The organism is Polaromonas glacialis, from assembly GCF_000709345.1.
Classification (GTDB): domain Bacteria; phylum Pseudomonadota; class Gammaproteobacteria; order Burkholderiales; family Burkholderiaceae_C; genus Polaromonas; species Polaromonas glacialis.
The window spans coordinates 3,144,508-3,171,452 of the sequence record NZ_KL448323.1; the positions used below are offsets into that span (position 1 = coordinate 3,144,508).

General features: G+C 62.4%; 28 protein-coding genes. 12 read left to right on the forward strand and 16 right to left on the reverse strand.

Translation table 11 applies throughout. The features are described 5' to 3' along the window. Positions 1–23: 23 nt before the first annotated feature. The 5 genes from EC86_RS30685 to EC86_RS0115435 form a co-directional block, all read right to left on the reverse strand. Complete coding sequence (locus EC86_RS30685) at positions 24–1,574, reverse strand: lipopolysaccharide biosynthesis protein (protein WP_156955329.1); 1,551 nt, start codon at positions 1,572–1,574, stop codon at positions 24–26. Positions 1,575–1,701: 127 nt separating this feature from the next. After that, positions 1,702–2,811, reverse strand: coding sequence for a GDP-L-fucose synthase family protein (locus EC86_RS0115420; protein WP_084181380.1), 1,110 nt, complete (start codon positions 2,809–2,811; stop codon positions 1,702–1,704). Between the two features lie 6 nt (positions 2,812–2,817). Further along, positions 2,818–3,951, reverse strand: coding sequence for a GDP-mannose 4,6-dehydratase (gene gmd, locus EC86_RS0115425; protein ID WP_029526628.1), 1,134 nt, complete (start codon positions 3,949–3,951; stop codon positions 2,818–2,820). 26 nt (positions 3,952–3,977) lie between these two features. Beyond that, positions 3,978–5,471 (reverse strand): mannose-1-phosphate guanylyltransferase/mannose-6-phosphate isomerase, encoded by a 1,494-nt coding sequence (locus EC86_RS0115430; protein ID WP_084181571.1) that lies wholly within the window; start codon positions 5,469–5,471, stop codon positions 3,978–3,980. Between the two features lie 10 nt (positions 5,472–5,481). Then, positions 5,482–7,719, reverse strand: coding sequence for a polysaccharide biosynthesis tyrosine autokinase (locus EC86_RS0115435; protein ID WP_029526631.1), 2,238 nt, complete (start codon positions 7,717–7,719; stop codon positions 5,482–5,484). Positions 7,720–7,776: 57 nt separating this feature from the next. Here EC86_RS0115435 and EC86_RS28890 point away from each other — a divergent pair, with 57 nt between their 5' ends. Then, entirely contained in the window at positions 7,777–8,040 is a 264-nt protein-coding gene (locus EC86_RS28890) for a hypothetical protein (RefSeq protein WP_156955330.1), read from the forward strand. A 227-nt stretch (positions 8,041–8,267) separates the two neighbouring features. Here EC86_RS28890 and nusG read toward each other — a convergent pair whose 3' ends face one another. Continuing rightward, positions 8,268–8,828, reverse strand: a complete 561-nt coding sequence (gene nusG, locus EC86_RS0115440) for a transcription termination/antitermination protein NusG (RefSeq protein WP_084181573.1) — start codon at positions 8,826–8,828, stop codon at positions 8,268–8,270. A 417-nt stretch (positions 8,829–9,245) separates the two neighbouring features. On the opposite strand from nusG, the gene EC86_RS28895 reads away from it, so the two are divergent. Next, positions 9,246–9,416, forward strand: coding sequence for a hypothetical protein (locus EC86_RS28895; protein WP_156955331.1), 171 nt, complete (start codon positions 9,246–9,248; stop codon positions 9,414–9,416). A gap of 148 nt (positions 9,417–9,564) precedes the next feature. Here EC86_RS28895 and EC86_RS0115450 read toward each other — a convergent pair whose 3' ends face one another. After that, positions 9,565–10,407, reverse strand: a complete 843-nt coding sequence (locus EC86_RS0115450) for a M48 family metallopeptidase (protein ID WP_029526634.1) — start codon at positions 10,405–10,407, stop codon at positions 9,565–9,567. A 31-nt stretch (positions 10,408–10,438) separates the two neighbouring features. On the opposite strand from EC86_RS0115450, the gene EC86_RS0115455 reads away from it, so the two are divergent. From EC86_RS0115455 to EC86_RS0115465, 3 genes are all read left to right on the forward strand, one after another. Further along, the gene (locus EC86_RS0115455) at positions 10,439–11,830 is read left to right on the forward strand and encodes an AmpG family muropeptide MFS transporter (RefSeq protein ID WP_029526636.1); all 1,392 of its coding nucleotides are present in this window, start codon (positions 10,439–10,441) and stop codon (positions 11,828–11,830) included. A 160-nt stretch (positions 11,831–11,990) separates the two neighbouring features. Beyond that, the gene (locus tag EC86_RS0115460; protein WP_029526637.1) at positions 11,991–12,713 is read left to right on the forward strand and encodes a response regulator; all 723 of its coding nucleotides are present in this window, start codon (positions 11,991–11,993) and stop codon (positions 12,711–12,713) included. Between the two features lie 19 nt (positions 12,714–12,732). After that, a complete protein-coding gene (locus EC86_RS0115465) occupies positions 12,733–13,935 on the forward strand; it encodes an ATP-binding protein (protein ID WP_029526638.1) in 1,203 nt (400 codons plus the stop codon). Positions 13,936–14,193: 258 nt separating this feature from the next. On the opposite strand, the gene waaF is transcribed toward EC86_RS0115465, so the two are convergent. The 4 genes from waaF to EC86_RS0115485 form a co-directional block, all read right to left on the reverse strand. Next, positions 14,194–15,219 carry a lipopolysaccharide heptosyltransferase II gene (waaF, locus tag EC86_RS0115470; protein WP_408633904.1) on the reverse strand — a complete coding sequence of 342 codons (1,026 nt, stop codon included), beginning with the start codon at positions 15,217–15,219 and terminating at the stop codon, positions 14,194–14,196. Positions 15,220–15,336: 117 nt separating this feature from the next. Continuing rightward, the gene (locus EC86_RS0115475) at positions 15,337–15,546 is read right to left on the reverse strand and encodes a zinc-finger domain-containing protein (RefSeq protein ID WP_029526640.1); all 210 of its coding nucleotides are present in this window, start codon (positions 15,544–15,546) and stop codon (positions 15,337–15,339) included. A 38-nt stretch (positions 15,547–15,584) separates the two neighbouring features. Further along, positions 15,585–16,526, reverse strand: coding sequence for a branched-chain amino acid transaminase (locus EC86_RS0115480; RefSeq protein ID WP_029526642.1), 942 nt, complete (start codon positions 16,524–16,526; stop codon positions 15,585–15,587). 116 nt (positions 16,527–16,642) lie between these two features. Continuing rightward, positions 16,643–17,056 carry a hypothetical protein gene (locus EC86_RS0115485; RefSeq protein WP_029526644.1) on the reverse strand — a complete coding sequence of 138 codons (414 nt, stop codon included), beginning with the start codon at positions 17,054–17,056 and terminating at the stop codon, positions 16,643–16,645. 89 nt (positions 17,057–17,145) lie between these two features. Here EC86_RS0115485 and EC86_RS0115490 point away from each other — a divergent pair, with 89 nt between their 5' ends. Further along, positions 17,146–17,391 (forward strand): hypothetical protein, encoded by a 246-nt coding sequence (locus EC86_RS0115490; protein ID WP_029526647.1) that lies wholly within the window; start codon positions 17,146–17,148, stop codon positions 17,389–17,391. Between the two features lie 193 nt (positions 17,392–17,584). Here EC86_RS0115490 and radA read toward each other — a convergent pair whose 3' ends face one another. Next, positions 17,585–18,964, reverse strand: a complete 1,380-nt coding sequence (gene radA / locus EC86_RS0115495; protein ID WP_029526649.1) for a DNA repair protein RadA — start codon at positions 18,962–18,964, stop codon at positions 17,585–17,587. A gap of 117 nt (positions 18,965–19,081) precedes the next feature. Between radA and EC86_RS0115500 the strand changes: the two genes are divergently transcribed. The 3 genes from EC86_RS0115500 to EC86_RS0115510 all read left to right on the forward strand — a co-directional run bounded on the left by EC86_RS0115500 (position 19,082) and on the right by EC86_RS0115510 (position 21,395). Then, positions 19,082–19,888 (forward strand): aldolase/citrate lyase family protein, encoded by an 807-nt coding sequence (locus EC86_RS0115500; protein WP_036772252.1) that lies wholly within the window; start codon positions 19,082–19,084, stop codon positions 19,886–19,888. Between the two features lie 27 nt (positions 19,889–19,915). Then, a complete protein-coding gene (locus tag EC86_RS0115505) occupies positions 19,916–20,320 on the forward strand; it encodes a 5-carboxymethyl-2-hydroxymuconate Delta-isomerase (protein ID WP_029526652.1) in 405 nt (134 codons plus the stop codon). 100 nt (positions 20,321–20,420) lie between these two features. Next, positions 20,421–21,395, forward strand: a complete 975-nt coding sequence (locus tag EC86_RS0115510) for a 2-dehydropantoate 2-reductase (protein WP_029526654.1) — start codon at positions 20,421–20,423, stop codon at positions 21,393–21,395. Here EC86_RS0115510 and hepT read toward each other — a convergent pair. Genes hepT through alr form a run of 3 tightly spaced genes read right to left on the reverse strand, consistent with a single transcriptional unit; the run spans position 21,392 to position 23,302 of the window. After that, positions 21,392–21,820: a type VII toxin-antitoxin system HepT family RNase toxin gene (gene hepT / locus EC86_RS0115515; protein WP_029526656.1), complete on the reverse strand. Its 429-nt coding sequence runs from the start codon at positions 21,818–21,820 to the stop codon at positions 21,392–21,394. The genes EC86_RS0115510 and hepT overlap by 4 nt on opposite strands. Next, positions 21,810–22,205, reverse strand: a complete 396-nt coding sequence (gene mntA, locus EC86_RS0115520; RefSeq protein ID WP_029526659.1) for a type VII toxin-antitoxin system MntA family adenylyltransferase antitoxin — start codon at positions 22,203–22,205, stop codon at positions 21,810–21,812. Before mntA ends, hepT begins: the two co-directional genes overlap by 11 nt. Then, positions 22,202–23,302, reverse strand: a complete 1,101-nt coding sequence (gene alr / locus EC86_RS0115525; RefSeq protein WP_029526660.1) for an alanine racemase — start codon at positions 23,300–23,302, stop codon at positions 22,202–22,204. Before alr ends, mntA begins: the two co-directional genes overlap by 4 nt. A gap of 212 nt (positions 23,303–23,514) precedes the next feature. Between alr and lplT the strand changes: the two genes are divergently transcribed. Genes lplT through EC86_RS0115540 form a run of 3 tightly spaced genes read left to right on the forward strand, consistent with a single transcriptional unit; the run spans position 23,515 to position 26,253 of the window. Continuing rightward, on the forward strand, positions 23,515–24,795 hold the full coding sequence (gene lplT, locus EC86_RS0115530) for a lysophospholipid transporter LplT (protein WP_029526661.1): 1,281 nt from the start codon (positions 23,515–23,517) through the stop codon (positions 24,793–24,795). Beyond that, positions 24,795–25,721: a DMT family transporter gene (locus EC86_RS0115535; RefSeq protein WP_029526663.1), complete on the forward strand. Its 927-nt coding sequence runs from the start codon at positions 24,795–24,797 to the stop codon at positions 25,719–25,721. Before lplT ends, EC86_RS0115535 begins: the two co-directional genes overlap by 1 nt. Positions 25,722–25,755: 34 nt before the next feature. Then, a complete protein-coding gene (locus tag EC86_RS0115540; protein ID WP_029526664.1) occupies positions 25,756–26,253 on the forward strand; it encodes a glutathione peroxidase in 498 nt (165 codons plus the stop codon). 51 nt (positions 26,254–26,304) lie between these two features. Here the strand turns inward: EC86_RS0115540 and EC86_RS28900 are convergent, their stop codons facing one another. Next, positions 26,305–26,865: a hypothetical protein gene (locus tag EC86_RS28900; protein ID WP_156955332.1), complete on the reverse strand. Its 561-nt coding sequence runs from the start codon at positions 26,863–26,865 to the stop codon at positions 26,305–26,307. Positions 26,866–26,945: the final 80 nt, after the last annotated feature.

The window sequence follows — 26,945 nt, forward strand, 5'->3', positions numbered from 1 at the left end:
GTCACTCCAGACAGGAAAGATGATCAACTGGTTCTGCCTACGGCCTTGTCCCGTTGTTTTCGCAACAACCGGGGTAAAAATCGGGATGCCTGCGCTGCTGCCGCCTCGCGGGCAATCGAAGGCAGTTGCGACCAGTAGCCGATCACTATAAAAACCTGGGCAATCAATGCCGCCAGCAGGCACGCGCCGGCAAATTTTTGAAACACGATGATCGAACCCATGCCGGCAGCGGCAACGACCAGCGACAGGGAAGCATTGGCAAAAGCCGAAGTCGGCCAGCGCATCGCCACGCCGGCAAGCCATTTTTTTGCCGCGCGCACATAGAAAAACAAGGAACTGGCTTCTCCTGCCAACAGGGCCAGCGCCGCACCCCTGACCCCCATGAGCGGAACCAGCAGGTAGATGGCGCCCACCGTGATGACCGTGGCAATGGTGGAAATCACGACCTGCTCGCGGATCAGATTGTTTCCATTCACCACGGCGATGGCAGGCTGCACCAGGGCATATACCAGCACAGCCAGCGACAGCAAGGCAAACAAAACCGGATCGAATTCGATCTTGCCCTGCGTCCACAGCGGAAACAGCGCGGGCGCGAGGTATTGAACCACCAGCACGGCGGGCACCAGCACCACGCACAGCATCAGCCAGATGACTGAAAACGCGCTTTCGGTTCGCGGCTGGTCGCGATTTACCAAAAATGACATCAGTTCGGGCATCAAGGGCGCGGTGATGGTTCCCACACCCTGCAAAGCCAGGTTTGCGCCGGTGCGCATGGTCGAAAACGCAATCATCTGGGCCATGCCCGACAAAGGCAGCAAGATGAAACGCACCCCCTGCTGCCGGAGAATCTCCAGCCCCGACTGCGCGCCCAGCGCAAGCGATGCATAGAATCTTGAAAATCCCCTGGCCATTTCCAGCTCGGTGGAAATCAGTTTTTCCTGCCTCGCCAGTCGATAAAGAACGACCGCCAGCGTGCTGTGGCATATGAATGTCACGATGCAGGTGGCAACGGTGGTGGCCACAAGGCCGGCGCCAAAATGGACAGCCGCCACGGACGCCGCAGTGGACACGATGGCAAACAAGACCCCGCTCCAGGCGGACAAGGGGAAATGGCCGAATGGATTGAGCACCCGGCCCAGCAGGCCGGTGAACGTGATGGTGAGAACCCAGGTGGCGCAGGTCAGCAAAAGCGCGGTTTCAAAAGGCTGAACGATAGCGGCATGGATTCCCACCCACTGGCTGATGGTTCCAGAAAGCGTGAAGGCACAAATAATGCTGAACGTGATGATGGAGACGATGAACGCCACCACCATGCCGGTAGAAAATACCGCCGCCATTTCATCGCGTTTCTGGGCGCCTATTTTCATGAATTCATTGCCCAGGTAATTGTGGTGCGCAATGTCGAATATCGTCAGAAAACTGACGATGCTCTGCACCAGAATCCATGCACCGTAGGTTTCAACCGACCAGTAGTGCAGGTAAATGGGCACTGCGATGATCTGGCTGAAAATCGTCACCGCTATCCGCATCCACGACGCCAGACTTCCGGAAACGACTCTTTTGACAACGGACATGAGCGCTTTCCCTGGTTGCAGCAACAGGCCGGACAGACTAAAAGCAAGCCCGACCACCCGTTGCAGGTTTAATCAAAGTCCCGGTTTTGCTTTTGCCACCGGGCTTGCGCCCATGCGGGGAAATTGATCAGGCGTTGCCGGCCTGGGGTGCATGGGCGCCGTTCAGGTGGTGGTTCATTGCCGCGCCCGGTGTGACATCCCTTAACCAGGGAGAGGCAAATTCACTGATTGATTGCTTCTTTTCCTTCACGACGATGGGAAGGTTCAGGACTGAATCAGTTTTGCAGTAATCAGCGTAAGCCAGTGCCAGACCGGCTTCGAGTTCGACCTTCGGACGCCAGCCCAGGTTCTTGAGCTTGGATGATTCCAGCAGCTTGCGGGGCGGTCCGTCGGGCTTGCTTTTGTCAAAATCGATGTGGCCGGTGTAGCCCACGACCTTTGCCACCGCGAAAGCCAGGGTCGAGATGCTGATGTCGCTGCCAAATCCGATGTTGATGTGGCTTTGCGTGGGCTGCGTGTGCGCGTCATAGGTTGCCTTGTCAATGTCCATGACATGCACGCTGGCGGCGGCCATGTCCCCGACGTAGAGAAACTCGCGCAGCGGCGTTCCGGAACCCCAGATGGTCACGGCAGGGGCCTGGTGGAGTCTGGCTTCGTGAAAGCGGCGGATCAGCGCGGGAATGACGTGGCTGTTTTCAATGTGGTAGTTGTCGCCAGGCCCGTACAGGTTGGTCGGCATGACGCTGCGGTAATCGGTGCCATGGCTTTGGCCGTATTGGCGGTTGTAGCTTTCACACAGCTTGATGCCGGCAATCTTGGCGATGGCGTAGGGCTCGTTGGTGGGCTCCAGCTGCCCACCCAGCAAGGCGTTTTCCGCCATGGGTTGCGGCGCCATCCGGGGGTAGATGCAGCTGCTGCCCATGAACAGCATTTTTTGCACGCCGGCATGCCACGCTTCGTGGATCACATTGGCTTCCATCATCAGGTTTTGGTAGATGAACTGGGCGGGATAGGTGTTGTTGGCATGAATGCCGCCCACCTTGCCGGCGGCCAGGTACACCTGGTCAATCTTTTCCCTGGCAAAAAAGTCGCGGACGGCTTGCTGCTGCGTCAAGTCCAGTTCTGCCTTGGTGCGGGTCACGATGTTTTTTCGGCCCTTGGCCACGAGGCAGCGCAAAACGGCACTGCCGACCATGCCGCGATGGCCTGCCACGAAAATCCGGGGTTCATTGAGCATGCTGGTTTACTCCGCGCTGACGGTCATGGGATAGCCGTGCGTCTTGAGCAGCGCATGGCGACGGGCGTGGTCCAGGTCGTGGGCCACCATTTCTGCAATCAACTGGTCCAGGGTGATTTCCGGCACCCATCCCAGGGTCTCTCTGGCTTTGGTCGGGTCGCCCAGCAGGGTTTCGACTTCGGTGGGCCGGAAATAGCGCGGGTCAATCTTCACGATGACGTCGCCCACGGCCAGGGCTGGCGCGTTGTCGCCGCTGATGGCCTGGACCATGCCGACCTCGTCCAGGCCGTGCCCTTCAAAGGCCAGGGTGATGCCCAGCTGCGCCGCGCTGCGCGTGATGAAGTCGCGCACATTGACCTGCTGGCCCGTGGCAATCACGAAGTCTTGCGGCTGGTCCTGCTGCAGCATGAGCCACTGCATGCGTACGTAGTCCCGGGCATGGCCCCAGTCGCGCAGCGCGTCGATGTTGCCCATGTAAAGGCAGTTCTCAAGCCCGAACGCGATGTTGGCCAGGCTGCGCGTGACTTTCCGGGTGACGAAGGTCTCACCGCGTCGCGGGCTTTCGTGGTTGAACAAAATGCCGTTGCAGGCATACATGCCATAGGCTTCGCGGTAATTGATGGTGATCCAGTAGGCATACAGCTTGGCCACCGCATAGGGGCTGCGCGGGTAGAACGGCGTGGTTTCCTTTTGCGGCACTTCCTGCACCAGGCCGTACAGCTCGGAGGTGGACGCCTGGTAGAAACGGGTTTTCTTTCCCAGCCCCAGGATGCGTATGGCCTCTAACAGCCGAAGCGTGCCCAGGGCATCGACGTCGGCGGTGTATTCGGGCAGTTCGAAGCTCACCGCCACATGGCTTTGCGCGCCCAGGTTGTAGATTTCGTCGGGCTGGGTCTGCTGGACGATCCGGATCAGGTTGGAGCTGTCGCTCAGGTCGCCGTAATGCAATACGAAGTTGCGGTTGTTGATGCACGGGTCCTGGTAGATATGGTCAACGCGCGTGGTGTTGAACAGGCTGGCGCGCCGCTTGATGCCATGCACCACATAGCCTTTGGCCAGCAGGAGTTCAGCAAGGTAGGAGCCGTCCTGGCCGGTGATGCCGGTGATCAGGGCGACTTTTTGGGTGTTGTTGTTTTTCATGGGGTGGCTTTGTGTTGGGGCAGGCATCAAGCCCGTTTCTTGGCTGCTTCAACCGGAATCACGCGGCCGTAGCTGTCTTCAAACCGCTCGATGTCGTCTTCGCCCAGGTAGCTTCCGGACTGCACTTCGATCATTTCCAGCTGCGTCTTGCCGGGGTTGTGCAGACGGTGCAGCTCGCCGATGGGAATGTAGGTGGACTGGTTTTCAGTCAGCAGGAATGTTTCAGTGCCGCAGGTCACCTTCGCCGTGCCCTTGACGACGATCCAGTGCTCGGCCCGGTGGTAGTGCTTTTGCAGGCTCAGGGTCCCGCCGGGCTTGACGACAATGCGCTTGACCTGAAACCTTTCGCCGGTGTCGATGCTGTCGTACGAGCCCCAGGGACGCGACACCTTGCGGTGCATGGCGGCCTGCGGCGTGCGGCGCGCTTCGAGTTCAGCCACCACGATCTTCACGCTTTCGGCATGGTCGGCGGTGGCCACCAGCACGGCATCGGGCGTGTCGATGATGAGCAGGTCGTGGGTGCCCAGCGCCACCACCGGGCGGTAAGGGGCATGGATATAGGTCTTGGTCGCCTCGATGGCCAGGCCCTGGCCGGCGACCCGGTTGCCATCCGCATCGGCCACGGTCATGTCGGCCACCGCGTTCCAGCTGCCCACGTCGCTCCAGGCGCCGGCGAAAGGCACCACGGCAATGTTCGCGTGGTGCTCCATCACCGCGTAGTCAATGCTTTGCGCACGGCAGGCGGTGAAGGCCTGCGTCTGGGGGCGAATGAACGGTTCATCGGAAACGGCGGCGTCCATGGCCTTGCGGCAACTGGCCAGGATGTCCGGGGCATGCTGGCCAAGCGCTTCAAGCAGGGTAGCGGCCTTGCACAGGAAGATGCCCGCGTTCCAGAGCACATTGCCTTGCAAGATCAGGTCCTGGGCTTTGTGCAGCAAGGGTTTTTCAATGAAGCGCGCCACCGAGTAGCTGCTGTCGCAACGCAGTTCGCCCTGCTCGATATAGCCATACGCCGTGCTGGGATAGCTCGGCTTGACGCCAAACGAAACAATGGCGCCCGCACCCGCTGCCGACTTGCCCTGCTCCACCATGGCGGCAAAGGCCCGCGCGTCGGGAATATGGTGGTCTGCCGGACAAAACAGCAGCCATTGGCTGGGTTGCGCCTTCAGCGCAGCCAGCGCCATGGCCGCCGCCGTGTTGCGCGCCACCGGCTCCAGAATCACCGAGCCGCTGACCCTGGCGGCCTGCATGGCCTCGACCACCAGGTAGCGGTGTTCTTCAGCCGCCACGCAAAGCACCTCGACGGCCGTGGCGCCGCCCAGCTGGGCGACGCGCTCAAGCGTCAGCTGCAGCAGGCTCTTGTCGCCGATCAGGGGGACAAACTGCTTGGGGAACGACTTTCTTGACAGGGGCCACAGGCGCGTGCCCGAGCCGCCGCACAGAATGACCGGCTGCACCACATGGTGATCAGCAGGCAATCCGCTGAAATAATGGGCTGAGAGTTCAGGGGCTTGGAACATGGTGCGCACCTCAGGTCTGGTTGCTGGTGGAGTAGCGGTTGTGCCCCTCGAAGGCATAGCCACGGCTGTAACGGTTCTTGCTGGCATCGAGCCCGTTGAAGATGACGCCCTTCACGGAAGCACCGTTTTGCGAGAGGCGTTTGCCCGACTCATGAAGCTCGCCCAGGCTGGTGTCTTCGGCGCGCGCCACCAGAAACACGGCCCCCGCCATCGGCGCCAGGATCGCGGCATCCGAGACGGCCAGCACGGGAGCCGAGCACACGATGACCAGGTCGTAGTACTGGGAGGCCAGTTGCAGCAACTGCTGCGTGGCGTCGGTCATCAGCAGCTCCGCCGGATTGGAGGGCGCGGTTCCGGCGGCCAGAAAGTCAACATTGGGCGCGATTTTGCGGTGCAGCGCGTCTTCGAGCTTGACCGTGCCGCCCAGGACATCGCTGAACCCGCTGCCCTTGGCCAGGCCAAAATATTGATGGAGGTGGCCTTTGCGCAGGTCCGCATCAATCAACAGCACTTTTTTATTGGCAGCGCCCATGACTGCCGCAAAGTTGGTGCTGATGAAGGACTTGCCGCTGCCCGACGTGGCGCCGGTCACCAGCACGATGGGGGTGGCGACATCGAGCATCGCAAACTGCAGCGAAGTGCGCAGGCTGCGCAGGTTTTCAATGGCCGGCTCATCCGGCGACGTCAGTGCCAAGATGCGCTGCCCGATGGTGCGGTTGCCAATCCTGACGAATTGCCTGGCCTGTGCCTTGCTGAACGGGATGCTCGAAAACACGTGCAGCCCCGTGCGCTGTTCAATATCAGCCGGACGCCTGATTCCATCGCGCCTGCTGTTTCGCAAAAATGCAAACAGCAGGCCCGTCAGCAGGCCCAGCATGCCGGCGATGGCCGTGATGTTCATGGGCAGGGGCCTGATGGGAACCTGGGGCACCGCCGCCACATCGACGATGCGCACGTTTCCGACTTTGCCTTCCGTGACCAGCTGGAGCTGCTGCGAACTGTTGAGCAAGCTGGCATACAGTTCCGTGTCCACCTTCATGTCGCGAGTCATTCGCAAATAATCCTGCTCCACCGCTGGGAACGATTTCATGCGGTTGTTGATGGTGTTCAATTCATTGGTCAAGCTCCTGATCTGCACGTCAATGGTTTGAATGCTGGGATGCTGTGGACCAAAGCGCGCGTCCAGGTCTGAGCGCTTTTGCTGCAGGTCGAGCAATGACGTCTGCAGCTTGATGGACTGGTCAAGCACCACCTTGGATTCGGTGGTCAGGTCAAAAGAGCCGTTACGGTTGCGAAACTGGTTGAACTTGCTTTCGGACAGTTCAATCTTTGCGCGCAGCTGCGGCAAATTGGTTTTAAGGAAAGCCAGCATTTTTTCAGCCTCGGCCACTTTGCGCGCCACGTTCTGGCGGACATACATCGAGCCGATTTCATTGAGGGTTTGCGCAATGATTTCCGGATCGTTGCCAGTCAGGCTGGTCAGAATGACGCCCGACTGGCGGCCTTGCTCAACAATCAGGAGCGAGTGCTGCAACCTTTCGATGACCGCCAGTTTTGGAAACCGCACGAGATTGAATTCAGCCCCAGGCTTTCCCACGGCCGCGCTGACAAGCAATTGCCCTTTTTGACCGCCCACCGTGAACGCAAGTGGCGTTCCAAAGCGGCCACTGGCCAGGACGGCGCCATCGGGCGACACCAGGTCGTAGCCATCGCCGCTGAGCCGGACCAAAAAGCGTTTGTTTTCCAACTTGGCTGGAACCACAAAACTTTCCACTTTCAAAGATTCGTTGCCGGTGACGTAACCCTTCAGGCCCAGGAAACCTGGCTCGGAGGGCGAGGTGGCCCCGCGCGCTAGCCACTTGCCGATCAGGGGAACGTATTTGGGCCAGACCGCCAAATCCAGGTTGAGGCTTTGCACGGCCTGTCCGACGACCAGGCGCGAGCGCAGGATTTCCATTTCGGCCGACGCCGGCGATCTGATTTCAAACAGGTTGGCGGCCGCTCCCAGCGCGCTGCCCGTGGTGGTCGTGTTTTCCTTGGTTTCCTCCACCTGTATGAGGGCATTGGCTTCGTACACGGGCGTCGTCAGGGCGGCATACGCCCCTCCAAGAAGCAATGCCACCGCAGTGACGCCGGCGATCAGCCAGCGGTTTTCGGCCACCACGCCCATCAGATCGGACAAAGTGGTTTCAGGCTCCTGTAACACGACCGGCTGGGGCGACGGAAGGCTTAACTGCTGGATGTACATCACGGACCTCGCTTTTTGAATCGGGCAGTGTTAGCCCAGTTACAGTAAAAACAGAATTTGCTTGACCAAGGAGAGACAGTGCGGATGTGTCAAAGTGAACACACCCCAGCCATTGCAATAAAGAAAAACGGATTCAAAGCTGCAGAAAATCATCTGCCGCTAATTTTTTATAATGCCAACGGAGATAAAAATCTTCCGTATATTTTCAAGGCAAATTTAAAAAATCAGTTTGATCGGGAGAATTACAGCAGGCTCAGGTTATTGAGATTTGAAAACAATGGACAGATACAGCAAAATTTAAGTCAGCCAGATTTATGGTGATTTTTATTTCACTGGAATACCGGTGATTCAGTGACTCACAACCCGATTTTTTGACTAAAAAACTAAAAAGGGATGGCTACCGCAGTGTTTTCGGCTTTTTAAGGCTCAAAAACACTTTTTTTCTTCTTTCCTTGCACTCACTCAACCCACTTCAATCCCATTCACCTGCCAACGCAAACAGCAGAGTCCAGACAACGCTGTCCTCGCTATCTTTTCAAACGCAATGTTTATTGATCCAGCAGTTCGACCTGGTGATGTTCCAGATGCAGTTTTTTCTCTCGCCCCAGCAACTCGATCAGCAAAGTAACTCGCTTGCTGGAAACGGAATGGACCAATCCTTCAAGACCGCTCAGGCCGCAGTTTTTCAAGCGCACCTTGAGTCCTGGCTGAAAGGGACTGTTTTGCCCGGCGTCAGCCTGGTTTTGCGCGCTTTCCAGCGCCTTGAGCATGCGAAGCTCTTCGGGTTTCAACATGGCGGGCGTCACCCCGAACCGCAGCACAAAGGCAATGCCGCGTGTTGAACGCACCACCGAAATGGATTGCCCGGCATGTGCCGGCCTGAAGAATATATAACGTGGAAACATGGGCTGCCAGACTTCAAGCAAACCCTCCGGTGATTTTTTGAATGCTTTATATTGGCAAAGATATACGTCAAATCCCTGAAGCGCCAGATTAATCTGGGCAAGCTGCTCGCGCTGCGGCTGGGTATAGGCGACATACCAGCCCTGCTCGTCCGATTCCTCTTTGACAGGCTCGGACGACTCGACATACGACAGCGCAATGTTCATTCCCTCAACTCCCTTGTTCATTTTTTTGTGGCTTACACAGGAAACTTTTATCACTGTCAACTTTCAGGTGCTTATTAAAAAAACAAATGCACCTGTATTTTTATTTTTTGCTTTCTTGCCGTCCCAAGTCCCAGGCGTTCAATTGTCTTTTTAGTAAGCTTTTTCCTGGGGAAGCGTTGATTAAATTCTGCCACCGGAAACGTTTTGCCGCACAACTTTTAGCCTTGTACTGGGTATATGAGAAGTAGTTAACTTGTTTGCTCGCTTTTGGGTGGTGCGCGAGTGATTTTGAGAGAGGCCAGAACACCGCCGAAATGCATGCCGGAGTTTGAATAAAAATGTTTCCATGTATCTAAGTTGTCACTATATGTAATCAACTTGATTCACGCTTACGTTTTGAGTGGCCTGAGGCGGCAGATGACGGAAACAGACACCTTGCAGGGCGTCCGTCGGCGCCGCCTTGAAAAGCGCGTGATGCTGAATGGCGGGCGCATGGCGCTTCACAGCGCTGCGAATTTGCTGCACGAGGCGTTTGCACTGATGGCGCAATGCTTTTCGGCCTGCCCCAAGTCAGCCCTGCATTACTAATGCAGGCGGTTGCCGGGCGGTTTGGCGTTTACCGTCCCGGGGCCGGAACTGATATTTGGAAAATGTTTCTCCAGCCTTCACCAAGACCAGGAAAAGCGAGCGTTCGGGGAACGCCGGAACCCTGAAAAAACAGGGTTTGAGCCGTCTGCTAGCTGCGTGCGCGCTGGTACAAGCCCTGCACCTTGGGCACGTTGGACTGCAGTTCCTGGATGCGCTGCGGACCCGAGGGGTGGGTTGACAAAAAGCTCGGCCCGCTGGCGCCGCCGCCAGCCTTTGCCATTTTTTGCCACAGGCTGACGGCGGCCTGCGGGTTGAAGCCGCCGCGCGCGGCCAGCTCCAGCCCGACCAGATCGGCGTCGCTTTCGTCGTCGCGGCTAAAGCGCAGCGTGAGCAGTTCGGTGCCGACATTGGCCGCCACGTTGCCCAGTTCGCCCAGCCCCAGCAGTTGCGCGCCCAGCGACAGCAGCGTGCCGGTGCCCTGGCTCTTGGCGATGCGCGCCCTGGCATGCTCGCGCAGGGCATGGGCCATTTCGTGGCCCATGATCATGGCGACTTCGTCGTCGGTAAGCTGGAGCTGCTCCAGGATGCCGGTGTAAAAGGCAATCTTTCCGCCGGGCATGCAAAACGCGTTGATCTGCTTGCTGCCGATCAGGTTGACTTCCCAGCGCCATTGCCTGGCGCGGTCGTTCCATTGCGCGGTATGGGGAATCAGGCGCCTGGAAATGGCGTTCAACCGCTGCAACTGCGCGTTGCCAGCCGGCGCCAGCGCGCCCTGCGATTTGGCTTCGGCAAGGAGTTTTGCATATTGCTGGGTGGACGCGGCTTCAAGTTCTTCGGCCGGCACCAGGTTGCGCAGGCTCGACGACCCGCCCACGTCCACCTGGGCCAGCAAGGGCGTGGTGGCCAGCGTGGCCGCAGAACCGGCAGCCGCCAGCAAAAAGCCACGCCGGCCAGGCCAGGCAGAGTGTTTGACATCGCATAAAAAGCACATGCGGGAATAATAGCCACAAACCGCAATCCCCATGTCAGACAAAACCTTTTCTCCCCCTCTCCCCACGTCGCCATCTCCCACGGCAACGCTCGCTGCGCAAACCGATCCGGCGCCAGCGCCCAAGCCCGGCTGGCGCGAGGTCTGGCGCGTCTATGCCGAAGCGGCCACGCTGCGCATGCTGCTGCTCGGTTTTTCGGCCGGACTGCCGCTGCTGCTGGTGTTCGGCACGCTGAGCTTCTGGCTGCGCGAAGCGGGCATCGACCGCACCACCATTGGCTACCTGAGCTGGGTCGGCCTGGCTTACGGCTTCAAGTGGGCCTGGGCGCCGCTGGTGGACCGGCTGCCGATTCCGCTGCTCACGCGCTGGCTGGGCCGGCGGCGCAGCTGGCTGCTGCTGTCGCAGGCGGTCATCATGACGGCGCTGGTCTGCATGGCGCTGACCGATCCGAAAGTGGCCTTGATGCCGGTGGTGTGGTGCGCGCTGGCCGTCGCCTTTGGCTCGGCGACGCAGGACATTGCGCTGGACGCCTACCGTATCGAGTCGGCCGACACGCAGCGCCAGGCCGCGCTGGCAGCAAGCTACCAGACCGGCTACCGCATGGCGATGATCTGGTCGGGCGCGGGCGCGCTGTGGATTGCCGCGCGGGCCGAAGTCGTCGGCGTGACCAGCTACCAGCATGGCGCCTGGCAGGCCGCTTACCTGGTCATGGCCGCGTCGATGCTGCTGGGCGTGGTCACGGTGCTGTGCTCGCCCGAGCCGCAGCACCGCGAACTGCCGCCCAGCAAGAACGCCGCCGACTGGCTCAAGGGGGCGCTGATCGAGCCGTTTGCCGACTTTTTGCGCCGCTACGGCAAGCAGGCGCTGCTGATCCTGGGCCTGATCGCGATCTACCGCATCAGCGACGTGGTGATGGGGATCATGGCCAATCCTTTTTACGTGGACATGGGCTACACCAAGGACGAAGTGGCCACCGTCACCAAGATCTACGGCGTCATCATGACGCTGGTCGGCGCTTTTCTGGGTGGCGGGCTGGCGATGCGCTTTGGCGTGATGAAGGTGCTGATGCTCGGCGCGGTGCTGAGCGCGGCCAGCAACCTGCTGTTCGCCTGGCTTGCCACGGCCGGCCACGACGTCACGGCGCTGATCTTCGTGATCTCGGCCGACAACCTGTCCAGCGGCATTGCCTCGGCGGCCTTCATCGCCTATCTGTCGAGCCTGACCAACATCAACTATTCGGCCACGCAGTACGCGCTGTTCAGTTCGATGATGCTGCTGCTGCCCAAGACGCTGGCCGGTTATTCGGGCGCGTATGTGGATGCGTTCGGCTACAGCAACTTCTTTACCGCCACCGCACTGCTCGGCGTGCCGGTGCTGTTGCTGATTGGCCTGGCTTCACGATCAAAAACGGCTCCTTCGCAATGAACACGAGCACTAACAGCTATTATTTAAATAGCAAATTGAAATATTTGTTTACATCAACTTTACGGCCGCTTCAAGCGCAATTGTTGCGCCCGGCGCACCATGAAAGCCTATGGCGACCAGTCCTGCGCAAGGACTCGCCATTCCAATAAGAGGACGGTCCATGACACAACAACTTTTGATGATCGAAGACGACACCCGCCTGGCCAGCATGGTCGGCGAATACCTGCGCCAGTCCGGCTACGGCTTCACCCACGCCGCCACCGGCAGCAGCGGCCTGCAGGCGCTGCAAGACAGTCCGGCCGACCTGGTGATCCTGGACCTGATGCTGCCCGACATGGACGGCCTGGAAGTGTGCCGCCGCATCAAGGGCCAGGGCGGCGAGGCGGCGCGTACCGCCGTGCTGATGCTCACCGCCAAGGGCGACCCGATGGACCGCATCGTCGGCCTGGAAATCGGTGCCGACGACTACCTGCCCAAGCCTTTCGAGCCGCGCGAGCTGCTGGCGCGCATCCGCGCCGTGCTGCGCCGGGGCGGCGACAGCAGCGGCAGCAACCATGCCTCGGCGTGCAGCCACAAGGTGATGCGCTTCGGCTCGCTGGAGATCGACCGCGATGCCCGCAGTGTTTCAGTGTCAGGCAATCCGTGTGAACTGACCTCCTACCAGTTCGACCTGCTGGTGGCGCTGGCCGAGCGCGCAGGCCGCGTGCTCAGCCGCGACCAGATCATGGAAGCCGTGCGCGGCCGCGAACTCGAAGCCTTCGACCGTTCCATCGATGTCCACATGGGCCGCATCCGCAGCGCCATCGAACTCGACGCCAAGGACCCCAAGCGCATCCTGACGGTGCGCGGCGTCGGCTACGTGTTTGCCAAGCAGCAAGACTGAGCGCCGCGTGAGCTCGCAGATCTGGTCCCGCTTCACCTCCCACCTGTATGTGCGCATCTGGCTGGCCGTCGTGGCCACCGTCATGGTGCTGACCTTCCTGGTCGGCGCGGCCTGGCAATTCAGCCGTGACCCGCCCCAGTTGCCGATCCGTGAAGTGCTGGTACACAACGCCGCCGGCGAAGTCATCGGCAAGGCCCAGACCAAGCCCGACCGCCAGCGCGGCGAAGACATTGAATTTGACGTGGTGACCACCGACGGCCAGACCCTGAACCTGCTGCTGCCCCGGCCCCAGCGTCCGCCCGGCAACTCCTGGAACCGGCCCCCTTTCGGTTTTGGCTGGATGCTGGGACTGGTCGGGTTGGCCGTGGCGCTGGGCGCCTACCCGGTCATGCGGCGCCTGACGCTGCGCCTGGAGGCGCTGCAGCGCGGCGTCGAGCGCTGGGGCGCGGGCGACCTGTCGGCGCGCATCAACACCGAAGGCCGCGACGAGGTGGCTTTCCTGGCGCGGCGCTTCAACCACGCCGCCGAGCGCATCGAGACGCTGATGGAATCGCACAAATCGCTGCTGGCCAATGCGTCGCACGAACTGCGCTCGCCGCTGGCGCGCATCCGCATGGGGCTGGAACTGATGTGCGTGGACAAGGCGTCGCCCCAGCGCATGGAAATATCGCGCTCAATCACCGAGCTGGACCAGCTGATCGACGAAATCCTGCTGGCCAGCCGGCTCGACACCAAACAGGCTGATGCCGAGCCTTTTGAAACGCTGGACCTGACCGGACTGGCCGCCGAGGAATGCTCGCGCGTCAATGCCGAGCTGATGGCCGAACTCGGAACCGGGCCGGACGCGGAGCACAGCCTGACGCTGCAGGGCTCGCCCCGGCTGCTGCGCCGGCTGATCCGCAATCTGCTGGAAAATGCACGGCGTTACGGCCATGGCGACATCACGCTGGAGCTGGCACAAACCGGCGCAGGCCAACAGCAAAAAGCCATCGTCCGCGTGCATGACCGGGGGCCGGGCGTGCCGGCCGAGCAGCGAAAGCGTATCTTCGAGCCGTTTTACCGGCTGCCCGGCGCCAGCGAGCGCGAAGGCGGCGTGGGCCTGGGGCTGGCGCTGGTCAAGTCGATCAGCGAGCGCCATGGCGGCACCGTGCGTTGCGAAGCCAGGCCCGGCGGCGGGGCTTCATTCATTGTCGAGCTGCCCGTGGGGGAAACAAGACCGTGAATTAGTTCACGAAACTGGAAGTTTCAACTGAAAATGCAAAAATCCCCTCTTTTGGGGATGTTCAGAACACACAAGCTGAAGCACAGTAGAGGCGTTGCTGTCACAACACTGGAAACCAGAAAAAGTTAAAAATAAATTCGGCCGAGGCTACAAATCAAGAAAGATTCAGCGCTTCACCGAAAAAGATTTTTCTGAGAGGACTTTTACAAGGCCACCGCAAGGTGGCCTTTTTTTTTGCGCTTCGTGCTTGGCCGCCAGTCAATGGGAATGCAGCGCCTTCAGCACCTGCTGCGGGTCGATGTCATTCAGGCACCGCGTATGTCCCAGCGGGCATTCGCGCGCAAAGCACGGCGCGCAATCCAGCGGCGGCTGGTAGGCCGGGTCGGCTTTCAGCCAGAGCACGCGGGCTTTTTCATTCAGCGGCGGCGTGTGCAGCGGGCTGGACGAGCCGAAAATCGCCACCTGCGGCACGCCCAGTGCGGCGGCCACATGCATCAGGCCCGAGTCGTTGCTGACGGTGCTGTGGCTCGCGGCAATCAGCGCCAGCGCCTGCGGCAGCGAAGTCTTGCCGGCCAGGTTGAGGCATTTTCCTGATTGCTGCGCATTCACAGGCGTGGCAATTTCGTCGCACAGCGCTGCTTCCTTGCCCGAGCCGAGCAGCACCACCGGCAAGCTCAGGCGGGCGGCCAGTTCCGAAAAATGGCGCGCTGGCCAGCGTTTGGCCGGGCCAAATTCGGCGCCCGGCGCAAACACCACGTAACCGCCCCGCTGCAAGCCGAGTTCACGCAGCGTCATCTCGACCTGCGCCGCGTCCATATGCAACGCCGGCCTGTCGGCCTGCAGGTCGCCCTCGCCGCTCAACGCCGAATAAAACGCCACCATGGGCGGCTTGTCTTTTGGATTTTTCAGCCGGTGCGTCAGCAGGCCGATGCGGGTTTCGCCGAGATAGCCGATTCGCTCGGGGATTCGCGCCAGCAAGGGCAGCAGCGCACTTTTCAGCGAATTGGGCAGCACGTAGGCTTTGCTGAACTGGCCTTCGATGCGTTTGGCAATGCTGCGGCGCGCCTTGAACTGCAGCCCGCCATGGGCAAACGGAAACTCGATCACATCGGCCACCTGCGGCATGGCGCGGTACACCGGCGCGACCCACGGCAAGGCGCCCACCGTCAGGCGTTCGCCGCGCGCGGCCAGACGGCGCAGCAGCGGCTCGGTCATGACGGCGTCGCCAATCCACTGCGGCGCGATGACGAGGGCGTTGATCATTTCCGGTTTAGCGTTGCTCATCGCCAGCCGCGCATGCCTTCCCTAACAGCCAGGGCCGCGGAACCGGCTTTGCCGGGCCGCAGGCGCAACAGCCCCCTCGGGGGGCAGCGCAGTACGCGAAGCGACAAGCGTGGGGGCTTAATGCCCACCGCCAAAGTGCTCGCCGGCCTTGAGCTTGTACACCGTGCCGCAGTAAGAGCACTTGGCTTCGCCGGTGCGCGCCACGTCCAGATACACCTTGGGGTGGCTGTTCCATATCTTCATATCAGCCTTGGGGCTGGGGCAGTACACGCCGCCCTGGTGGTTGAGGTCGCTGGCCAGCAGTTCGATAAAGGATGATTTGCTCATTTTTCAGGCTTTTCGTGTTGTTGTCTTGATCTGAAACTTCAGACGCGGGTCAGCCAGGACGCGTACGCTGGATTTCGGCCATTGACGATGTCGAAAAACGCCGCCTGGATTTTCTCGGTGATCGGGCCGCGCGAGCCGCTGCCGATCTCGATGCGGTCAAGCTCACGGATCGGCGTCACTTCAGCCGCCGTTCCCGAGAAGAACGCCTCATCCGAAATATAGATTTCGTCGCGGGTGATAGGCTTTTCCTTGATCTCGACGCCCAGGTCCTTGCAGATGGAAAAGATGGTGTTGCGCGTGATGCCATTGAGCGCACCGGCGCTGGAGTCCGGCGTGTAGACCACGCCCTTGCGCACGATGAACAGGTTCTCGCCTGCGCCTTCGGAGGCAAAACCCTGCGGGTCGAGCAGCAGCGCCTCGTCATAGCCCTCGTCGGTCGCTTCCATGTTGGCCAGGATCGAGTTGGTGTAGTTGCTCACCGCCTTGGCGTGGATCATGGTGATGTTGACATGGTGGCGCGTGAAGCTGCTGGTCTTGACACGGATGCCGCGCCTCAATCCCTCTTCGCCGAGGTACGCGCCCCAGGTCCAGGCGGCGACCATCAAATGGATGGTGTTGCCCTTGGGGCTGACGCCGAGTTTCTCGGAGCCGATCCAGGTCAGCGGACGGATGTAGCCGCTCTCCAGCTTGTTTTCACGCACCACGGCGAGTTGCGCGTCCATCACCTCTTGCGGCGTGAACGGGATTTTCATGCGCAAAATCTTGGCGCTGTTGAACAGCCGCTCGGTGTGTTCTTCGAGCCGGAAAATCGCCGTGCCGCCGCCCTGCATCTTGTAGGCGCGCACGCCCTCGAAGGCGCCGCAGCCGTAGTGCAGCGTGTGCGTCAGCACATGGATCTTGGCTTCGCGCCACTCGACCATCTGGCCGTCCATCCAGATTTTGCCGTCGCGATTTTCCATGGAAGGGGCTGCTGGGGACATGAGTGATCCTGTGATGAGTGAAAGGTGTGGGCCTGAACAAGGGACTGGCGCGCTGCCGGCCTGCTGCTTCACAAAAACAGCCGGCGCAGGCGCTGCCAAAACCCGAAACAATGATTCTACGGCGCGGGCGGCAGCTCGTTTTCAGCGGGCCGAAACAACTCGTGGTGCGCCAGCTTGCCGCCCACAAACGTGCAGGTGACGTGCGAGGCCGTGCCGTCGGTCCAGCGGAACACCTCGGGCTGGGCGTCTTTTTCGGACTGCAGCTTGCCCAGCGCGCGCGTCATGGCGATCACATGCATCAGCGTCACGCCGGGCTTGAGCTTGGCGTTAAGCATCACGGCGCTGCCGACATAGCCGATGGGCCGGTCGGCGGCGCGCTTGAGGACGGCCATCATGCGGGTGAAATGCAGCAGCATCCACATCACCAGGCCGGTGGCGACCGCCGCCACGCCAAGCCAGCCATACTGCCGGTAAGCCAGCGCCACCGCCGCCACGCCGGCGACAGGAATCAATATTTTCTGGAAGTTCATGGCGCTATTTTCGCAGCCTGGGCAGGCAGCCGGTCTGTGGGGAATGCGTAGCCAGGGCGAGCCCGGGAAAGTCCGGTTTACCATGCCGCATGGACGAACTCAAAACCCTCCAGTCGCTGGGACTGGTCTTGCCTAGCCCGGCTTATATTTTGGGCGCCATCGTGTTCGGCCTCATTGGCTACGCGGCGTTCCGGCGGGGCCGCAAGACATCGGCCCCCGCGCTGACCTGGACCGGCGTGGCGTTGATGGTGTACCCATATGCCGTGCCGCAAACCTGGCTGCTCTGGACAGTCGGCGCCGCGCTGTGCGCCTGGCTGTATGCCCGGTGGAACTGATAGAACTGTCCCGATGCGCGACAAAGAATTGCTCACCGTAACTTGAAATGCTTCCTTGATTCCTTTTGCTGGGAACGTCAATAGTTAACAAAATTTAAGCAAATAAGGCCTGTAGCGCACGCCGGACATGCGCAAACAGCTATTATTTTTATAGCAAAATGCTGCACTGATGACCCTGGCGCGCCGGCTTCTTTCACTGCAGGCGGCGCACCAGGTCCAACGCTTCCTCGATCCGCTCAACCGGGTGAATGGTCAGCCCCTCGATCGGCTTTTTCGGCGCGTTGGCCTTGGGCACGACGGCCACGCTGAAACCCAGCTTGGCCGCTTCCTTCAGCCGCTCCTGGCCGCGCGGCGCGGGCCGCACCTCGCCCGCCAGCCCGACCTCGCCAAAGGCCAGGAAACCCTTGGGCATCGCCTTGCCGCGCAGGCTCGACGCAATCGCCAGCATCACCGCCAGGTCGGCCGCCGGCTCGCTGATGCGCACGCCGCCGACGGCATTGACGAACACGTCCTGGTCCATGCAGGCGACGCCGGCATGGCGGTGCAGCACGGCCAGCAGCATCGCCAGCCGGTCGCGGTCCAGGCCGACGCTCAGGCGGCGGGGGTTCGGGCCGCCGTCATCGACCAGCGCCTGGATCTCGACCAGCAGCGGCCGCGTGCCTTCGAGCGTCACCATCACGCAGCTGCCGGGCACCGGCTCGCTGTGCTGGCTCAGGAACATCGCGCTTGGATTCGTCACGCCCTTCAGGCCCTTCTCGGTCATGGCGAACACGCCGATCTCGTTGACCGCGCCAAAGCGGTTCTTGATGGCGCGCACCAGCCGGAAGCTCGAATGCGTGTCGCCCTCGAAATACAGCACGGTATCGACCATGTGCTCCAGCACGCGCGGGCCGGCCAGCGCGCCGTCCTTGGTGACGTGGCCGACCAGGATGATGCACACGCCGCTGGACTTGGCCGCGCGCGTCAGGTGCGCGGCGCATTCACGCACCTGCGCCACAGAGCCCGGCGCCGACGTGAGCAGGTCGGAATACACCGTCTGGATCGAGTCGATCACGGCGACCGCCGGCTGCACGGCTTCGAGCGTGGCGAGGATCTTGTCGAGCTGGATCTCGGCCATCACTTTCACCTGCGAGCCGTCCAGCCCGAGCCGGCGCGAGCGCAGCGCGACCTGCGCGCCGCTTTCCTCGCCGGTGACGTAGAGGGTGTTCAGCCCGGCGCGCTGCAGCGAGTCGAGCGCCTGCAGCAGCAGCGTCGATTTGCCGATGCCCGGGTCGCCGCCGATCAGCACCACGCCGCCCTCGACGATGCCGCCGCCCAGCACCCGGTCGAGTTCCTCGTGGCCGGTCGGCGTGCGGCTCATGTCGGTGGCCTCGATGTCGGCCAGCGCGGTGACTTCGGACGCCTTGGCCAGCCCCTGGCGCTGGGTGCTGTAGCGGTTTTTGACGGCGCCGGGGTTCTCGGCGACAGACTCAATCAGCGTGTTCCAGGCGTTGCAGTGCGGACATTTTCCCAGCCACTTGGGGCTGATGCCGCCGCATTCGGTGCAGGTGTAAATCGTTTTTTCTTTGGCCATGCGGCTAGTGTATTGACCGCCCTGCCGCGCCGGGCGGCGCGCCCCGAAGCCCGCACGCGGCGCGGGAGCGTTGTAGCATGCGCTCCTGCACTCCCATCACCACCACGGAATGAATCCATGACCACCCTCGTCAACCCTTTCAAGCAAGCGCTGGCCGACAAGCGGCCGCAGATCGGCCTGTGGCTGGGCCTGGCCGACGCGTACAGCGCCGAACTGTGCGCCGGCGCCGGCTTTGACTGGCTGCTGATCGACGGTGAACACTCGCCCAACGACCTGCGCAGCATCCTGGGCCAGCTGCAGGCGATCGCGCCGTATGCCTCGCACCCGATTGCGCGCATTCCGGTCGGCGCGGGCCACATCGGCACCACGCTGGTCAAGCAGTACCTCGACCTGGGCGTACAGACGCTGCTGGTGCCGATGGTGGACACGCCCGAACAGGCCGCCGAACTGGTGCGCGCCATGCGCTACCCCCCGCAGGGCATTCGCGGCATGGCCGGCGCGCGGGTGTCGGGCTGGGGCCGCAACCCGGCCTATGTGCATGAGGCCAATGCACAGGTCTGCCTGCTGGTGCAGGCCGAAACCGAGCTGTCGCTGCGCCACCTGGACGCGATTGCCGGGGTGGAGGGCGTCGATGGCGTGTTCATCGGCCCGGCCGACCTGTCGGCGTCGATGGGCCATGCGGGCAACCCCGGCCACCCTGCCGTGCAGGCGGCGATTGCCGACGGCATTGCGCGCATCGTCAAGGCCGGCAAGGCGGCGGGCATCCTGACGCCCGACGAAAGCCAGGCCAGACGCTACCTGGAACTCGGCGCCACCTTTGTCGCCGTGGGCCTGGACACCAACCTGCTGGCCAAGACCACCAGCGCGCTGGCGGCGCGCTTCAAAAGCGGCGTGCCGCTGCCCGCCGCCAGCCAGACCTATTGAGCCGGATGTTTTTCCACTGGAGTTTCCATGCCGCACCTGAGAATCGACTACACCGCCAATCTTGAAGCCACAGCCGACATGGGCGCGCTGTGCAAAACCCTGGCGGCCACGCTGGTGGCGCTGCGCCATGACGACGGCGCCCCGCTGTTTCCGGTGGCCGGCACGCGCGTGATGGCCTGGCCAGCGCCGCATTTCGCCGTGGCCGACGGCCAGAGCGACCGGGCCTTCATCTACCTGAACCTGCTCGTCACGCCGGGCCGCAGTGCGGCGATGATCCAGCGCGCCGGCGACGCGCTGCTGGCGAGCTGCAAGGCGCACCTGGCGGCGGTGTTTGAAGCGCATGCCGTCGGGCTGACGCTGCAGATCGACGAAGGCGCGCCGGTCTATGAAGGCAAGCACAACAACCTGCCAGCGCACCTGACACCGGCCTGAGCCGGGACTGACTTGCTATTTAATCAATAGCTGCTCGCGCCCGTCCGACTTGCGCAAAAGGCCTTTTTCCCTTAAATTTTGACTTCTGGAGACCCACACCATGAAAGTTTGCATTTACGGCGCAGGCGCCATTGGCGGCTGGATAGCCCACCGGCTGGCGCATGCCGGCTGCAGCGTCAGCGTGGTGGCGCGCGGCACCACGCTCGATGCGCTGCAGCTTCACGGGCTGCTCCTGCATGAGGGCAAGGCCATCACGTCGCAAGCCGTGGCCTCAACCGACACGCCGGCCGAACTTAGCGTGCAGGACCTGGTGGTGCTCGCCGTCAAGGCGCCGTCGCTGCCCGAGGTGGCGCGCCATATCGCCCCGCTGATCGGGCCGGACACCATCGTCATGACGGCGATGAACGGCGTGCCGTGGTGGTTTCTTCAGGGCTTTGGCGGCGCGCTGGCCGGCACGCGCCTGGCGTCGGTCGATCCCGACGGCGCGCTAGCCCAGGCGCTGCCTGTTAAACACATCATAGGCTGCGTGGTGCATGCCAGTTGCTCGGTCGATGCGCCCGGACAGGTGCAGCACCACTTTGGCAACAAGCTCATCATTGGCGAGCCGTCGGGCGAAAAAACCGGGCGCGTGCAGCAACTGGCCGCGCTGCTGGAAAAGTCCGGCTTCGATGTGGCGGTTTCCGACCAGATCCAGAAGGACATCTGGTTCAAGCTCTGGGGCAACATGACCGTCAACCCGATCAGCGCGCTGACCGGCGCCACCACCGACCTGATCATGAATGACGAGCTGGTGCGCGGCTTCATCTCGCACGTGATGCTGGAGGCCAAGGAAATCGGCGCGCGCATCGGCGTCCCGATCGAGCAAGAGCCCGAAGACCGGCACCAGATCACCCGCAAGCTCGGCGCCTTCAAGACGTCGATGCTGCAGGATGTCGAGGCCGGCAAGGCGCTGGAGCTCGACGCGCTGGTGACGGTCGTCAAGGAGCTGGGCCAGCTGACCGGGGTGCCCACGCCGTTCACTGACGCGCTGCTCGGCCTGGCGCGGCTGAAGGCGCGTGTCAGGGGGCTGTATTAGGGCGCTGCTTGCGCCGCATCGCGCAGCAGAACACCCTGGCTGTACTGCAAAAACTCGTCCAGGTGCTTCTGAATGATGGCAACCGTGATGGGCAATTGAAGGCTCTGGTAGTCATGCACGGCGATATTGCGAAAGCCGACCATGCGCTTGAGTCCATCGGCCAGCGCCGCATCCATCCAGCCGCCCTGCGCCAAGAGCGCAAACACGTCGCGGGCGCTTTGCGGCACGCCCAGCTTCTCCCGGCGAATCAGGTGCTGGCCCATGTCCAGCGCCGCTTCGCAAGCGCGCTGGATGTTCAGGATGGCGGCATCCTGGCGGGTGAAATCAAGGGCGAAAGTGGCCGGGTCGCGTGCGTATTCTTCTCGCGCGCGCTTGACGCAGCGCTCGATGGTGGCGGCCTTGTTGATCAGCACGTCATCGGCCATAAATGCTTCCCCTTTTTTGAATGTCGTCCAGCAAGCCGGCGCGGGCGGTGTCAAGCGCGGTTTTTTCGCTCAGAATGGCGGCCTCGTACAAAGCGGCCTGAGAATCCCCGGCCCACCAGCGTTGGCCAGTGGTGATGATTTGATGTTGCATGACGGTCGAGGCCGAGCGCAGGTCGAGCAAATCCACCGGACAGCCGGCTACGTCGGCCAAGTCGCCCGACAGATCCCACAAGGCCAGCGGATCGGCGTATCCGGCCACCAGCACCGCCAGGTCCAGGTCGCTTTGCGGCCCCGCCGTGCCCTGTGTGCGGCTGCCAAAGGCGTAGATGGCCAGCAGGTCCGGCACGCGGCCTTGCAGCGTTTGAAGGATCGCCTGGCGGTTCATGCCAGGACCGGCGCAAACGCCACGCGCGGCGCAACGGCGCACATCAGCTCATAGCCCACCGTGCCGGCGGCCCGCGCCACGTCGTCAATCGGCAGCACCGCGCCGCCGGACGCGCAGCCCCAGAGCGTGACCTCGCTGCCCATGCCGGCGCCCGGCACCGGCGTGAGGTCCACCGTGATCATGTCCATGCTGACGCGGCCGACCATGCGGCATCGAACGCCGTTCACCAGCACCGGCGTGCCGGTCGGGCAGTGGCGCGGGTAGCCGTCGGCGTAACCGCAGGCGACCACGCCGACGCGCATTGGCGCTTCGGCGGTAAAGCTCGAACCGTAGCCGACCGTGTCGCCGGCCTGCAGTTGCTGCAGCCCGATGATCCGCGACGACAGCGTCATGGTGGGTTGCAAGTCCCAGTGGGCGGCGCTGTGCTCGGGAACGTCGGGCGCGCTGCCGTAGAGCACGATGCCGGGCCGGACCCAGTCGGAGCGGCCGGCCAGCATCTCGCCGTGGCGCAGGATGGCCGCGCTGTTGCTCAGGGTGCGCTCGCCGGGCAAGTCGTGGGTGACGGCGTCAAAGGCCTTGAGCTGCGCGCTGATGCCCCGGGGGCCGTCGGCATCGGGAAAATGCTGCATCAGCGAGATTTCCTCGACCTGGGGCAGCGCATTCAGCCGCGTCCAGGCGGCGCGAAAGCGCTCGGGCCTGAAGCCCAGGCGGTTCATGCCGGTGTTCATCTTCAGGAACACGCGGTGCGGCAGCTGCGTCTTGTGCGCGGCCAGCCGGTCGATCTGCTCGTTGCAGTGAACCGTGTGCCACAGGCCCAGGCGCGAGCACAGCTCCAGGTCGCGCGCGTCAAAGCAGCCTTCGAGCAGCAGGATCGGGCCGCGCCAGTCGAGCGCGCGCAGCCGCTGCGCCTCGGCCAGGTCGAGCAGCGCAAAGCCGTCGGCGCTGCGCAGCGCGTCGAACACACGCTCGATGCCGTGGCCGTAGGCATTGGCCTTGACGACGGCCCAGACGCGGGAATCCGGCGCGCCAGCGCGCACCCGCGCAAGATTGTGGCTCAGGGCGGCGGTGTGAACGGTGGCAAGAATGGGACGTGGCATGGCGCAATGGAAGTGGGTAAGGACAGGAATCGGCGGCCAGGGGCAGCCGGGTCCGCGCAAGTGCGGGCAGGGCTGGCATCGGACTACGGGCTAGCCTTCATTTTGACATCTGGCCCCCATGCTATAAACAGCGATATTTTGGAGACATTCACCCCCTATCTTGAGACACCGGACCCACTGGTGCATTTTTCTGCGGTGATCAATACAGTTCAATGAAGCGCGGTTTTTACACCATCATGGCAGCCCAGTTTTTCAGTTCGCTGGCTGACAACGCGCTCTTTGTAGCGGCCGTCGAACTGCTCAAGACCAATGGGGCGCCCAAGTGGCAACCGGCCGCGCTGGTGCCGATGTTCGCGCTGTTCTACGTCATTCTGGCGCCTTTCGTCGGCGCCTATGCCGACGCCCGGCCCAAGGGCAACGTCATGTTCGTCAGCAATGCCATCAAGGTCATCGGCTGCCTGATGATGCTGTTCGGCTCGCACCCGCTGCTGGCCTATGCCATCGTCGGCCTGGGCGCCGCCGCCTACTCGCCGGCCAAGTACGGCATCCTGACCGAACTGCTGCCGGCCTCGCAGCTGGTCAAGGCCAACGGCTGGATCGAGGGGCTGACGATTTCATCGATCATCCTGGGCGTGCTGCTGGGCGGCCAGCTGGTCGGCCATGCGATTTCCAGCCACCTGCTGGCGTTTGACTTTCCGCTGATCAACACCGGCATCGACAGCGCGCCGGAAGCGGCCATTTCGCTGCTGATCGTGCTGTATGCGATTGCCGCCTGGTTCAACCTGCGCATTCCCGACACCGGCGTCGAGATGCGGCCCATGCCGCGCAACAAGTTCGAGCTGCTGCCCGATTTCTGGAGCTGCAACTCGGCGCTCTGGCGCGACAAGCTGGGCCAGATCTCGCTGGCCACCACGACGCTGTTCTGGGGCGTGTCGGGCAACCTGCGCTACATCGTGCTGGCGTGGAGCGCTGCGGCGCTCGGCTACAGCACCACGCAGGCGTCGTCGCTGGTGGGCGTGGTGGCGATCGGCACGGCGGTTGGCGCCATCCTGGCGTCGATGCGCATGCGGCTGGAGCATGCCCCCAAGGTCATGCCGCTGGGCATTGCCATGGGCGTGCTGGTGATCCTGATGAACTTCATCGACAACGTCTGGGTGGCCGCGCCCTTTTTGATCCTGCTGGGCGGGCTGGGCGGCTTCCTGGTGGTGCCGATGAACGCGCTGCTGCAGCACCGGGGCCACAACCTGATGGGCGCGGGCCGGTCGATTGCCGTGCAGAACTTCAACGAGCAGGCGTGCATCCTGAGCCTGGGCGCGGGCTACAGCCTGTCCACCGGCATGGGGTTGTCGGCCTTTGGCGCGATCACCGGTTTTGGCATCGTGGTGGCCGGCTTCATGTGGCTGATCCAGCGCTGGCACAAGAGCAACACCATCCATCACAAGGTGCAGCTCGACCACCTGATCAGCATCGCCCGCAGCGACAAGACGCACTGATGGCGGGGGTGGGCCTGACACGCGCTGCCTCCGGGCAGACGGCGGCGCTGGCGGTCGGCGCGCTGGTGCTCAATGCGCTGGTGTGGGGTGTTTCCTGGTGGCCGTTTCGCCAGTTGCAGGGCCATGGCCTGCATCCGCTGTGGGCCACGGCGCTGATGTACCTGATGATCGTCGCCGGCCTGATGGCCGTGAATTCCAAAGCCTGGCGCGGTTTTCTGGCGTATCCGCAGCTGTGGCTGCTGGGCGCTGCGGCGGGTCTGACGAATGTCGGCTTCAACTGGGCCGTGACGGTGGGCGACGTGGTGCGGGTGGTGCTGCTTTTCTACCTGATGCCCGCCTGGTCGGTGCTGGTCGCCTGGTGGCTGCTGGGAGAAAAACCGAGCGCCGCATCGCTTTTCCGGCTGGCCCTGGCCATGGCCGGCGTGCTGGTCGTGCTGAAGACGCCCGATTCCGCCTGGCCGGTGCCGCACGGCGCCGCCGACTGGCTGGCCATTGCCGGCGGCTTCAGTTTTGCGGTGACCAATTCGCTGCTGCGCAAGTGTGCCGACACGCCCGGCAGCGCGCGCATGCTGGCCATGTTCGGCGGCAGCGGCCTGCTGGCGGCCCTGGCCGCGCTGCTCGGCATGGCGCTGGAGGTGGTGCCCGGCCCGGCGCTGCAGGTGGCCGGCATTCCGGTGATGCTCGGGCTGGGCCTGGCCTTCATGGCCAGCAACACCGCGCTGCTGTATGGCGCGGCGCGGCTGACGGCCGGCACGACGGCCATCGTGATGCTGACAGAAATCCTGTTTGCCAGCCTGTCGTCGGCCGCCCTGGGCGCCGCCGAACTGACGCCGCGCGTGCTGCTCGGCGGCAGCCTGATCGTGCTGGCGGCGGTACTGGCGGCGGTGGCGCCATCTGCGAAAAAGGGCCAAACGGGCGCAAAATAGGCCTTCTTCATCCACACGAACAGGAGCCTGATTCATGGCCAGCAACACATCCACGGTGTACGACTTCGAAGCCCGCCAGATCGACTTCCAGAACATTGCCCTGTCGGCCTTCAAGGGCAAGGTGATGCTGATCGTCAACACCGCCAGCCAGTGCGGCTTCACGCCGCAATTCGGCGGGCTGGAGGAACTGCACAAGGCCTATGCCGACAAGGGGCTGGTGGTCTTGGGCTTCCCGTGCAACCAGTTCGGCGCGCAGGACCCGGGCCCAGACAGCGACATCGCCACGTTCTGCCAGGTCAACTACGGCGTGAGTTTTCCGATGATGTCCAAGATCGACGTCAACGGCCCGGCCGCGCATCCGCTGTACCAGTGGCTCTCAGCCGAAGCGCCCGGCCTGCTGGGCAGCAAGTCCATCAAGTGGAACTTCACCAAGTTCTTGGTCGGCAAGGACGGCCGGGTGATCAGGCGCTATGCGCCGCTGGACAAGCCGGACGATATGGCCAAGGACATCGAGACCGCGCTGGCTGCCTGATTTTTGATGGAAAACGTGTTTTTCACCGGACTGGCGGGCGCGGGTGGCTTTTTATTTGATAGCGCCAGGCTTTCCCTCGGGTCCTGATGGCTGAGGGGCCAACAAGCAAAAAGGCGGCTGATGCCGCATGGGGTAAGGGGCGCCGGAAACGCACCCTTGTCCAGGCTCGATTACTTGTTGTCGTTTTTGTGGCTCTGACGGCCAGCTTGTGAATGCTGCTCGGACGTGCCACCTGAACTGACGCTGCTGCTGTACCGGAATGTGCGGTAAACCCTTGTTCGCCGCTTGCTTATTGACGCGCACCAGACGACTGCGCAGGGTAGTCCGATCGTCGGAATATGTGCAGGAAACTGCCAATTGCCGCAGCCATTTTTCGCCAGCGCAGACGGCATCCTGAGAGGGCGTTTCAACCCGGGTGCCGCTGGGACAGCGGTTGTTCTGTTTTGTGACAGATGACAGGTTTTGACGCAACATCACGACGCTGGCCGCAGCCTGCCCGCTGAGAACGGCGCAAAACCCGGCATGGCATACACCTTGCTGTTCAATGGTTTGCCTGCGCATCCTTTCCAGCATGCGAAAAAAGGGATGGCCTGTAGGGGGCCGAATCATCATGGGGTGTGACGCTTCAGCCCTGCCGCCTTGTTGCAAGGTCATTCTTCGGGTCCACCGGCTCATCATTTACTGCAAGGGAA